An 11,254-nucleotide genomic window follows, 5' to 3' on the forward strand; every position below is an offset into this window, starting at 1 on the left:
AGCAGCTGCCACAGAGAAGGCACTGGGACATGTCGAGCAGGAAACGATCCTCCATCTCGACTTCGCCCTTGAGCAGGGCGTCAGCCAGAGCGATCTTGCCGCGGGCGACGCGGCCTTCATGCTTGACCGCACCAAAAGCAGGACAGTGGGCGCGGCAGCAACCGCACTTTACACACTGCCCGATCTCTTCTCGATAGTCTTCGAGTGTTTTGAGCTTGGCCATGATCAGTGTACCTGCCTGTCACTCGGGAAGATCTTGCCCGGGTTGAGGATGTTGTTCGGGTCGAGCGCCCGCTTGATCGTCTTCATGTAGTCGATGGCGTTGCTCGCCAGCTCCAGCGGAATGTACGGCTGCTTCATGATACCAACGCCGTGCTCGCCGCTCATGGTGCCGCCCAGCGCCAGCGCCCCCTTGAAGACTTCCTCGATCGCCTGCTCCGCTTTCTCTTGCTCACCCTCGATCTTGCTGTCGATCATCACGTTGACATGGATGTTGCCGTCGCCAGCGTGCCCGAAGTTAACGATCGGGATCTGATACTTGTCGGCGATCACATCAATCTTACGGATCATCTCCGGCACCTTGGAACGGGGCACACAGATATCCTCGTTGAACTTGTCCGGGTTCACCTTGCGCAAAGACGCTGAAACCGAGCGGCGGATCTGCCAGAGCGCTTCGCTCTCCGCCGGGGTTTCGGCGATGCGAGTTTCAACCACGCCGAGCGGCTTGGTGATCTCGGCGATCCGATTCGCCTGCTTGTCCAAAAATTCCTTGTCGCCGTCGACTTCGATAATCAGTACCGCGTTGGCGTTCTCCGGCACCTGCAGATCGGTCGCCTGACGGACACAGCCGATGGTGCGACTGTCCATGAATTCCAGCGTAGTCGGAATGATCTTGTTGCGAATGATATCGGAGACAGCTTGCGCCGCACCGTCGATCGAGTCGAACACCACCAGCATGGTTTTCTTCGCTTCCGGTTTGGGCAACAACTTGACGATGATCTTGGTAATCACCGCCAGGGTGCCTTCGCTGCCGCAGATCAGCTTGGTCAAATCATAGCCGACCACGCCTTTCATGGTCGGGCCGCCGGTGCGTATGATGTCACCAGTCGGGGTGACTACTTCAAGCCCCAGAATGTAGTCTTTGGTGACGCCGTATTTGACACAGCGCGGCCCGCCGGCACACTCGGCAACGTTTCCGCCAAGTGTGGAGAATTTAAGCGAAGCCGGATCAGGCGGATAGAACAATCCGACCTTCTCAACCGCCTGTTGAAACTGCTCGGTAACCACCCCCGGCTCGACCGTAGAGACCAGGTTCTCCTCGTCGATCTCAAGAATTTTGTCTAAGCGGGTCGTTACCAGCACGATGCCACCGCCGACCGGCAGGCTGCCACCGGTGAAGCCGCTACCGGCACCGCGCGGGAAAACCGGGATGAGACATTCGTTGGCCAGCTTCATGACGGCGGAGACCTCTTCGGTGCAGCCGGGATGCACCACCACGTCGGGTAGAAACTGTTTCTGGGTGGCATCGTAGGAGTAACAGATCAGATCGGCCTGGTTGGTCGATACCTGCTCAGCACCGACGATCTGCTCCAGCTTGGCAATAAATTCACTATTCAACATCGCTTGATTCCCTCTATTCACAAATGAGAAGGCACGAAGGGTACCACAAAGTGGCGCCTGCGTGCCTGTAATTTCCAGAATAGGGGTCATTATCCAATAAATGACCTAAAAAGTCTATTTTTTGCCAAACCAGCCACTCTTCCCGATAAACTTTTCCACCCGGTTACGTCCTTTCTTCTTGGCGTTATAGAGCGGCTTGCCGTGCTTGGAACGCTCCATGTTTAAAAAAGAGAAAAAAGCACTAGGCTGCGCACTGCGTTGGTGCCAAGAATCGTCAGAGCCTGCTGGATCGTAACGACTTCGTTTGGAAAGTTGTAAAAGGAGGGATTGACTACCTTGTGAATTTTGGTCGACAGCAACACATCCCGTGAAATCAACTTGGTGATATCGTAGGTGTAGGTTTCCTCTTTGCCAGAGATATTGATCAACGTCTATGCAACCGTCGAGAGCGTCGGCAAAGAACCGGAATCGGTGACCTGCCGCAAGACGTCTTCTTTTGCCTACATAACTACCCTTTCTTTGCGACAACCGGTAACACCGTTCCACCATCAGGAATCACAACTACCTGCGGAACTGCAGGCAACATTTCTTGCGCCATCACAATTGCGGTCTGCAAATTCGGCGCCTTTTCCATCCCCATCTTCGCCGTCTGATCAGCACTGAACTCGCTGATCAGAATTACCCGAAAGCGGCGTGCCTTGGCCAGGGTGGCATGAGCGGTCTGCCCGTTGATCTGATAATCGGCCCGCAGCGCCGCCTCGAACTGATCCAGATCCTGATAGTTGAACCAGTTGAAGAAGGTCGGATGTCCGAAGCCGTCCCGGCAGGCGGCGAGCAGAATGATCGTTCCCCCTTCGCGCACCGCCCGGCAGCCGTAATCGAGCGCCTTTTGTGACTGAATAAAATTGATGTCCTTCGGCTCCCCGCCACAGGAAATAATCGCCAAATCGGCCGCATCCAGCAGCGGCACGGCGAACAGATCCCGCACCTGTTCACAAGCCGCCAGATGCGCCTGCTCCAGCTCGCCACAGTAGACCGCCAGCAACTGTTTCTGCGGTGACAGAACCGTGTTAAGCAGGAAATCGGGCTTGGCCATTCGGGCTGCTTGCAGCAGGTTGCGATGCACCGGATTGCCATCGAGACAGCCGGTCACCGCATTGGGGTGCTTGCCGCCGACTTCCGGCGGATTGAACACGGCGAAGTGGCTCTGCATGCAGGTTTCGCGGCCTGCGACACCCGGCACCAACCCCTTGCGACCACCACCGAAGCCGGCAAAATAGTGAAAACCGACAGTGCCGGTAACGATCAACCGGTCCGCCTCCACTGCCCGGCGATTGAGCAGTACCGGAATACCGTTTTCGGTCTGTCCCAAATCGACCAATTGCTGCGGATCATCACAATCATGATCGAACACTTCAATCCGTCCGTAAAGTGGGCCAAGAATCTTCCGATGCTCCTGTTCACTCTGCTTGCGGTGAATGCCGAGAGCGATCAGAATACTTATTTTGGCATCCGCTACCCCGAGCCGATTTAACTCCTCGACCAGAATTGGCAGATAGAGTTCGCTGCCGGTATAGCGGGTGATATCGGATGTGACGATCACGACCGATTCGCCCGACTGGATGATCTGCTCCAACGGCGGGCTGCCGAGCGGCTTTCGCAATGCCGCACGAATCAGTGTCGCCGCATCACCAACTGGCTGCTCTTGCAGCTTCAGCGTCATAAAATCCCACGGCAGGTGTCCAGCCTGATTTCCCCCACCATATTTAAGGTCGATCTCCGCCATGTCAAATCCTCCGCCAATTCTGGGCAAATACCCGTTAATACTAAAGAGCTTTTCAGCTTTCCGCAAGGCGTGGATTGATCTTCTTGCAGCCGCCCCAACCTTGTGATAAGTAAGACAATCAATCAAATTTCCGCCGTCGCAGGAGGGACGAAAAATGAACCTTGAAATTCTACCAGTGACCAACCCGAAGCCGCAAATCGAAGACGAAAACAGCTTGGTCTTCGGCAAGTTGTTTACCGACCGGATGTTTGTCATGGAATACCACACCGGCAAGGGTTGGCACTCGGCGCGCATTCAACCCTATGCCCCATTCACCATGGATCCAGCGGCGATGGTCCTCCACTACTCACAGGAAATCTTCGAAGGCCTCAAAGCGTTTCGCCTAAAGGATGAGTCGATTGCCCTGTTTCGACCGGCCGACAACGTTGCCCGCTTCAACCAGAGCGCCCGGAGGATGTGCATGCCGGAGGTTGACGAGCAGTTTTTTCTCGACAGCATGCTCGAACTGATCCGTCTGGAAGAACGTTGGGTTCCGCGTTCTGAAGGAACCAGCCTCTATATCCGGCCAACCATGATCGCCACAGAGCCGATGCTCGGCGTGCGCCCTGCCGACCAGTACCTCTGCTACGTCATCCTCTGCCCGGTTGGTGCCTATTACAAAGGCGGAATCGCTCCGGTCAAGATCTGGATTTCAGATCACTACGTCCGCGCCGCCGATGGTGGCACCGGCGAAGCGAAGACGGGCGGCAACTACGCGGCCAGCCTCTACGGTGCCCGCGAGGCATCGTTAAAAGGCTACGATCAGGTCCTCTGGCTCGATGCCAAGGAAAAAAAATATGTCGAGGAAGTTGGCAGCATGAACATGTTGTTCCTCTACGACGGCAAGATCGTTACTTCGCCACTGAAAGGAACCGTCCTTGACGGTATCACCCGCCGTTCGGCCCTGACACTGCTGACCGAAATGGGCTACCAGATCGAGGAGCGCGCCCTGACCGTGGACGAGGTGATGGAGGGCGCCCAGAACGGTCGGCTTAAAGAAGCCTTCGGCACCGGCACCGCGGTGGTTATCTCTCCGGTCGGCTCCTTCTGCTACAAAGACACTTGCATTCAGTTGGGCGATGGCGAGCCGGGCGAACTGACCATGAAACTGTACAACACCCTGACCGGAATCCAGTACGGCCGTCTTCCCGATCCACATGGCTGGGTCACCACCCTGTAAGCAAACGCAAGAAAGGACCCTACGGGCTGCTTGCTGACAAAGTAAGCAGCCCGATTTATTATGTACTCATAAGACTGGAATAACTACTCAATCTCGGCATTTCACCGACCCTATATATTTTTCACTCCCTCCTGCAAAGTCGCTAAGATACTATTTTGACCGCAAAAAATCTTCCTAAACAAACACTTAACACCACACCACAAAAGTTGGCATAGTCTCTGCTGCAATATCTGAAGTTTAGTAAAAACCTCCGGGAAACCTCAAAACTACCGGTAACGAACTACTCGAAACAAACTTTACGTATAAATATCATCACTTCTGAACAGAAGGAGTCGATTCCATGTGTCGTATTGGAGCAATAAAAAGTCTCAACTATATCCATCCGAGCATGGCCCTGCAACTGATGCAATCACAGCAGAAAGGCCATGACAACTCGGGTTTCGCCATGGTGATGCAGAACCTCGGCGGGATTTTCCGGCAATACAAAAAGTTGCCGACCCTGTCGATGGCTTGTACCGACGCCGGCATCAAAATCGCCGAAGACATCCTGCATGAGATCGGTTTTCTGCGGGTGATGCAATGGGCGCCGGAGGTCAATAACCAGCCCGGCCTCGACATCAACGCCATGCCGAACTACGTGTTCGAAACCTTCGACTACCCGCGCGCCTACCGCAACGCCGACCAGAAAGAGAAGGAAGAGCTGCTGCTTAACACAAGACTGAAGCTGCGCGCGGCGCTCGAGCCGAATGAGGAAGGCTTCGCCTACTCCTTCTGGCCGGATGTCATCACCCTCAAGGAGATCGGCGATCCGCGCGACATCGGTACCTATTTCAATCTGTGGGAACCGAACAAACGCTTTACCGCCAAGGTGATCACCGCCCAGTGCCGGCAGAACACCAACTACGATATCGTCCGCTACGCAGCTCACCCCTTCCACCTCCAGGGCTATACCGCGCTGGCTAACGGCGAAAACACTTTTTATCTGAAAAACAAGGAATTCCAGCAAGGGCTGCACCGCGGCTACATCGGCTTTGAATCAGACTCACAGTGCTTTCTCTACACCCTGCACTATGTCCACCGTGAACTCGGCTGGCCGCTCTCTTACTACAAGCACGTTGTCACCCCGCTGCCGTTCGAAGAAATCGACCAGCGCGAGGATCAGAAGCAGCTGCTCGGCATCCGCCAATCGCTGGCGCACCTGGAGATCAACGGTCCGAACACCATCATCGGCATGCTACCGAACAACACTCTGTTCACCTGCTGCGACGCGAAAAAGCTGCGTCCAGTGGTTATCGGCCGCGACGAGAGCACCGTGGTCATCTCCTCGGAGGTCTGCGGAATCAACGAAATCCTCCCCAATCGTAACTGGGAAACCGATATCTACCCGAACGAGCGGGAAGTTGTCGTGATCGACGACAAATTGGAGGTTCAAAGATGGAAACAATGAGATTGAACGACGTCACGGCCAACGACCTGCCGTGGAAAATCAAATATGACGCCAGCCGTTGCACCATGTGCGGCTCCTGTGTCGCTACCTGCTCCTTCAAGGCGATCCTGCCGAAAGTTGAACGCCGGAGGATGGTCTTCTCCGAAGGCAACTTCCCGGAGCCGAAGCAGCGTTTCTCGGCCGTGCCGGTAATCCGCCAGGCCAAGTCAATCAAGAACTACTGCCGTGGCTGTGGCATGTGCGAAAAGATTTGCCCGAACGACGCCATCAAGCCGGAGCGTAATCCGGATACCCGTCACCCAATCATCACCCGCTGCCTCGGCGGCGACTCGATCAAGCGGGGCGGCCGCAAAAACCTAGAAGGGAGCACTCGGACTCTGGACAAGATTCGCGTTGGCCGCATTTCACAGATGACCGACCCGAGCCTCGATGCCCAGCGTCATACCTTCGACCTGCTGGCACCGTTCGGCCGGATTCTGCCGCCGAAAAAGCTGCCTTTCCATCCTGATCAAGATCAGCAACTGGTAACCACCGATCTGACCCCGCCGGTCAACTGGATCTACCCGGTGATCATCGGCGACATGTCGATCGGCGCACTCTCCTGGCGGATGTGGGAAGGGGTCGCTATGGCGACCGCTTACCTCAACGAAGAATGCGGCATGCCGGTACGGATGTGCTCAGGCGAGGGTGGCGTACCGGTCCGGTTGCTCAAATCGAAATATCTCAAATACCTGATTTTGCAGATCGCTTCCGGCCACTTCGGCTGGAACCGAATTGTCAAAACGATGCCGTACATGATCGAAGACCCGGCCGGTATCCTGATCAAGATTGGCCAAGGCGCCAAGCCGGGCGATGGCGGGCTGCTGATGGCGCAAAAGGTTGCCGAACATATCCAAGCGATCCGCGGCGTACCCAAAGCCGATCTGCTCAGTCCGCCGAACCATCAGGGGCTTTATTCGATTGAGGAGAGTGTGCAGAAGATGTTCCTCTCCTTCAACGCAGCCTTCAAATTCCGCGTGCCGGTGGCCATCAAAGTAGCCGCTTCGGCAACCTCGGTCTCGGTCTTCAACAACCTGGTTCGCGACCCGTACAACATTGTCGGCGGCTTCTTCCTCGACGGCATCGACGGCGGTACCGGCGCGGCCCACGAAGTATCCCTCGACCACACCGGCCACCCGATCGTCAGCAAACTACGCGACTGCTATCTGGCGGCAGTCACTCAGGGTCGCCAGGGTCAAATTCCGCTCTGGGCTGCCGGCGGCCTCGGCAAAACAGGTGACCTCGCTGCAGATGCCTTCAAGATGATCTGTCTCGGCGCCAACGGCGTATTCACAGGCAAACTGATCCTGCAGATGGCCGGCTGCGTCGGTAACGATCAGGGCCGCTGCAACGCCTGCAACACCGGCCTCTGCCCGGCCGGAATCACGACCCAGGAACCGCAGTTGGCACATCGCCTCGACCCGGAAAAAGTGGCGCAGAACATCGTCAATTACTATCTGGCAATGGACCAGGAGTTCAAAAAGCTGATGGCGCCGATCGGTAACTCCTCCCTCCCTGTAGGCCGTGCTGACGCCTTGGTCGCTACAGACCATGCCGTCGCTGAACGTCTGCAGATTCAGCATGTTTGTTAAGGAGGCGTAGAAAAATGGCTGTAAAGATCAAAGGATTTGATGAAAATAAAAAGCGGATCTCGACGCAGCAACTGTTGCAGAAGATCTACGCCGAGCTGGACAAAGGCAAAACCGAGTTCGAAGTCCTCTCCAGCGGTCACCACGATATTGGCGGTCCCCTGTGGACAGAAGATGGCACTCCGCTGAAGTTCACCGTCAAAAACCCGGGTCAAAGGGTCGGATCGTTCGGCCTTGAGGGAACCAGCATTACCGTAAACGGTTCCGCCCCGGCTGACGCCGGCTGGCTGAATGCCGGTGCCGAGCTGATCATCAAGGGTGACTCCGGCGACACCACCGCGCACTGCGCTGCGAGCGGCAAGATCTACGTCGCCGGCAGGGTCGGTACCCGCTCCGGTTCGCTGATGAAACACGACCCAGCTTACGACGCCCCGGAACTGTGGGTGCTCAAAAACACCGGCTCATTCTGCTTTGAATTCATGGGCGGCGGCACCGCAGTCATCTGCGGTATCGACAGTGAAGAATTCGACTCGGTCCTCGGCGACCGGGCCTGCATGGGAATGGTCGGCGGAACCATCTACATCCGCGGCGAAGCGAAAAACCTGCCGGACGAAGTCTGGTTGCTCGACCTAGATGATGCCGACCGTGAATTTTTGAGCAACGGCCTGCCGACCTTCCTCAAGAAAGTCGAACGGAGCCAGCACCTGGAAACCCTGCTCAACTTCAACCAGTGGAAAAAGATCTCCGCAAAAACCTACGAAGAGCGTCAAAAGCACAAGCCGATGCGCCTGACCATGCGTGAGTTTCGGCTCAATAAGTGGGTTGGCGACGGCGGCATCTTTGCCGACGTTGTGACCGACAATTACGACTACACTGCTGGCCTGGTCAACACTGGTAACGACCGACTAAAAATTCCGCACTGGCAGAACAAGGCCTTCTGTGCTCCCTGTGAGGCTGCCTGTCCTTCCTCGATCCCGACCCAGGACCGGATCAACTTACTGCGAGAAGGCAAATACAAGGAAGCGATTGAGCTGGTACTGAACTTTTCGCCCTTCCCGAGCAGCGTCTGCGGCGAAGTCTGCCCGAACCCCTGCATGGACGCCTGCACCCGCCAGTACATCGACCTGCCGGTCTCGATGCAAGCCCTCGGCAAATTGTCGATGGAGGCCGAATCTCCCATGCCGAAGCCGGACAGCGGCAAGAAGGTTGCCATCATCGGTGGCGGCCCCGGAGGCCTCTCCGCCGCCTGGCACCTACGTCTGCTCGGTCACGGCGCCACCATCATCGAAGCGGACAAGGACGTCGGCGGCAAGCTGCGCCAGGTTATCCCGACTGACCGGCTGCCGGCCGAATCGCTCAACAGGGAGATCCAGCGGATCAAGGATATGGGCGTCGCCATTCAGACCGACACCAAGGTCGACAAGGCGATGTTCGAGAAGCTGCAGAAGGATTTCGATGCCGTGATCGTCGCCTCCGGTGCTCACAATCCGGTTGTGATCCCCTTCCCCGGCCATGAGCGACTGGTCAAAGGGCTTGAGTTTTTGAAAGCGGTCAACAACGGTGAAAACCCAACCGTTGGCGAGAAGGTCGTCGTCATCGGTGCCGGCAACGCCGGCATGGACGTCTGTCTTGGCGCCTACGCCATGGGGGCGAAGAAGGTCACCGCCATCGACATCCAGCGGCCGGCTGCGTTCAAAAAGGAAATTGATCACTTCGAAAGACTCGGCGGCACCATCGAGTGGCCGATCTTCACCGAGAAAGTCGATGAGAAGGGGCTGTACACAAAGGACGGCCGCCTGATTGAAGCCGACACCGTCATCATTTCGATCGGCGAGCGTCCCGACCTGAGCTTCATTCCGCGCGAGTGGCTAAATGAGCGCGGTATGGCGCAGATCGACGACTGCCGGCAGATGACCAAAGCGTCTGGCGTTTTCGCCATCGGCGACACCACTGAACCGGGCCTGCTGACTCATGCTATCGGCCACGGTCGCGAGACCGCCGAGTACATCGACGACCTGTTCGCGGGCAAAAAACTGATCGCCAAGAAGAAATTGCCACAGATCTCTCAGGAGTGTCTCAGCAAAGAGCTGTTCCGGCCGCACAACCGCAGCCGCTTCAACTTTACCGACGCAACAAGGGAGACCAGCCGCTGTATCTCCTGCGGCACCTGCCGCGATTGCGGCATGTGCCTAGAGGCCTGCCCGGAAGGCGCAATCCGCCGCGAAGACAGCAAGGATGGCAGCTTCGAGTACATCAGCGACGATCACATCTGCATAGGCTGCGGCATCTGCGCCGGCATGTGTCCCTGCGGTATCTGGGGAATGGAGCAGGTGGTATAACCACTAAAACTCAAATTAGTCTGCACCTTAAGGCGGTCCATCCAGGGCCGCCTTTTTTATTACGTTTCTATCCACCAGACAAAGGTGGATAGAAACGTTTAGTTCCGATGCTCGGGGCCAATTCTCTTACACCGCACTGAATTCTAGGAATCTTCTCAAGAATCAACAAGAAGAAACCATCGAGCCCGCACACGCCGCGGCGTTTAATCAAGCCGGTACTCTCTATGAGAGCCTCAAAATCGGAACCGGCGGGCCCTTGGAGTGAGGCGAAATGGATGTCTTTGAGGATCTTCTGACAAGGCTCGGAGCAGTCCCTGACGTTTTAGGTGTTGGCCTGTCCAGCCCTGGCGGAAAAATTCTCAGATGTTGCAACAAGACGAACTTGGCGTGCTGGCAAATACCTTGGATGAATTGTCAGACAGCCTCGAATGTAGAGATATCAGGCCAGAGCATCAACAAGATCGCCTTCCAAACCAACCCGCAGGCGCTCAACGCCGCCGTCGAAGCAGCCCGCGCCGGGCAGCATGGCAAGGGTTTCACGGTGGTTGCCGAAGAGGTCCGCTGGCAGCACGAAGTGCCAAGGCTGCCTGAGAAACTGCTGAAATGATCGAAGGCTCGATGGGAAAAACCGAAAACGACACCCAGATCGCACAACAAACTTCGACGGTACGGAATGAGATCGTTGGTTCAATTACCAAGGTGACGGATGTGGTGGCCGAAATCACCGCTTCGAGCAACGAACAGGCTCAGGGAATTGCGCAGATCAACCAGAAGTTGGGGCCGAGTTCAGCAGAACACCGCAACGGCGGAAGAGTCTGCTGCTGCAGCGGAAGAGATGAGCAGTCAGGCGGCGCAGATGAAGCAGATGCTCAGTCACTTTAGATTAGCCAGCGCTGGGTCGCAGTTTGCCACTCCTCCGCCGATAGCTGCCCCGCAACCAATGCCAACCACACCCCTCCAACCGGCCGCAAGCATCGGCTGGGGTGGAACAGCGAGACAGACCAAACCGAGACCTAATATCCAATTGGATGTCGATGAGTTCGGCAGATACTGAATCACCAACGGACCCAGTTTAACACTTCGCCGGGAAGTCTCCTTCCGAAAGGTGGGGGATGAAAGGCGAAAATGTTTTTTGTTGTAAAATGTTCAGTTCTATCTGATTATATAAACATGAGATACAGAACAGACAAGGGTGCGCATTCGGTATACAGTCTT

The 11,254-nt window shown here is 56.1% G+C and carries 8 protein-coding genes and 1 pseudogene; 5 read left to right on the forward strand and 4 right to left on the reverse strand.

Going from position 1 to position 11,254, the window contains the following annotated elements; all coding sequences use genetic code 11:
• The 4 genes from Q7J88_RS07815 to larA form a co-directional block, all read right to left on the reverse strand.
• A partial coding sequence (locus Q7J88_RS07815; protein WP_303721614.1) for a 4Fe-4S dicluster domain-containing protein occupies positions 1–223 on the reverse strand: 223 nt, incomplete at its 3' end.
• A gap of 2 nt (positions 224–225) precedes the next feature.
• Positions 226–1,620, reverse strand: coding sequence for an FAD-binding oxidoreductase (locus tag Q7J88_RS07820; protein ID WP_303721615.1), 1,395 nt, complete (start codon positions 1,618–1,620; stop codon positions 226–228).
• 221 nt (positions 1,621–1,841) lie between these two features.
• Positions 1,842–2,048, reverse strand: a complete 207-nt coding sequence (locus tag Q7J88_RS07825; RefSeq protein WP_303721616.1) for an HDOD domain-containing protein — start codon at positions 2,046–2,048, stop codon at positions 1,842–1,844.
• 80 nt (positions 2,049–2,128) lie between these two features.
• Positions 2,129–3,406 (reverse strand): nickel-dependent lactate racemase, encoded by a 1,278-nt coding sequence (larA, locus tag Q7J88_RS07830; protein ID WP_303721617.1) that lies wholly within the window; start codon positions 3,404–3,406, stop codon positions 2,129–2,131.
• A gap of 154 nt (positions 3,407–3,560) precedes the next feature.
• Here larA and Q7J88_RS07835 point away from each other — a divergent pair, with 154 nt between their 5' ends.
• The 5 genes and pseudogenes from Q7J88_RS07835 to Q7J88_RS07855 all read left to right on the forward strand — a co-directional run.
• Entirely contained in the window at positions 3,561–4,625 is a 1,065-nt protein-coding gene (locus tag Q7J88_RS07835) for a branched-chain amino acid aminotransferase (protein ID WP_303721618.1), read from the forward strand.
• A 340-nt stretch (positions 4,626–4,965) separates the two neighbouring features.
• Positions 4,966–6,072: a glutamine amidotransferase family protein gene (locus tag Q7J88_RS07840; protein WP_303721619.1), complete on the forward strand. Its 1,107-nt coding sequence runs from the start codon at positions 4,966–4,968 to the stop codon at positions 6,070–6,072.
• A complete protein-coding gene (locus Q7J88_RS07845) occupies positions 6,060–7,703 on the forward strand; it encodes a glutamate synthase-related protein (RefSeq protein WP_303721620.1) in 1,644 nt (547 codons plus the stop codon). Before Q7J88_RS07840 ends, Q7J88_RS07845 begins: the two co-directional genes overlap by 13 nt.
• 14 nt (positions 7,704–7,717) lie before the next feature.
• Positions 7,718–10,039: an FAD-dependent oxidoreductase gene (locus tag Q7J88_RS07850; RefSeq protein ID WP_303721621.1), complete on the forward strand. Its 2,322-nt coding sequence runs from the start codon at positions 7,718–7,720 to the stop codon at positions 10,037–10,039.
• A gap of 421 nt (positions 10,040–10,460) precedes the next feature.
• A pseudogene (locus Q7J88_RS07855) lies at positions 10,461–11,093 on the forward strand (methyl-accepting chemotaxis protein); the annotation flags it as partial.
• Positions 11,094–11,254: the final 161 nt, after the last annotated feature.

It is taken from the genome of Malonomonas rubra, from assembly GCF_003247215.1.
GTDB classification, from domain to species: domain Bacteria; phylum Desulfobacterota; class Desulfuromonadia; order Desulfuromonadales; family Geopsychrobacteraceae; genus Malonomonas; species Malonomonas rubra_A.

Coding starts and splice junctions, on each gene's coding strand:
- Q7J88_RS07835 (WP_303721618.1), top strand. CDS start 3,561: ATGAACCTTGAAATTCTACCAGTGACCAACCCGAAGCCGCAAATCGAA.
- Q7J88_RS07820 (WP_303721615.1), bottom strand. CDS start 1,620: ATGTTGAATAGTGAATTTATTGCCAAGCTGGAGCAGATCGTCGGTGCT.
- Q7J88_RS07840 (WP_303721619.1), top strand. CDS start 4,966: ATGTGTCGTATTGGAGCAATAAAAAGTCTCAACTATATCCATCCGAGC.
- larA (WP_303721617.1), bottom strand. CDS start 3,406: ATGGCGGAGATCGACCTTAAATATGGTGGGGGAAATCAGGCTGGACAC.
- Q7J88_RS07845 (WP_303721620.1), top strand. CDS start 6,060: ATGGAAACAATGAGATTGAACGACGTCACGGCCAACGACCTGCCGTGG.
- Q7J88_RS07850 (WP_303721621.1), top strand. CDS start 7,718: ATGGCTGTAAAGATCAAAGGATTTGATGAAAATAAAAAGCGGATCTCG.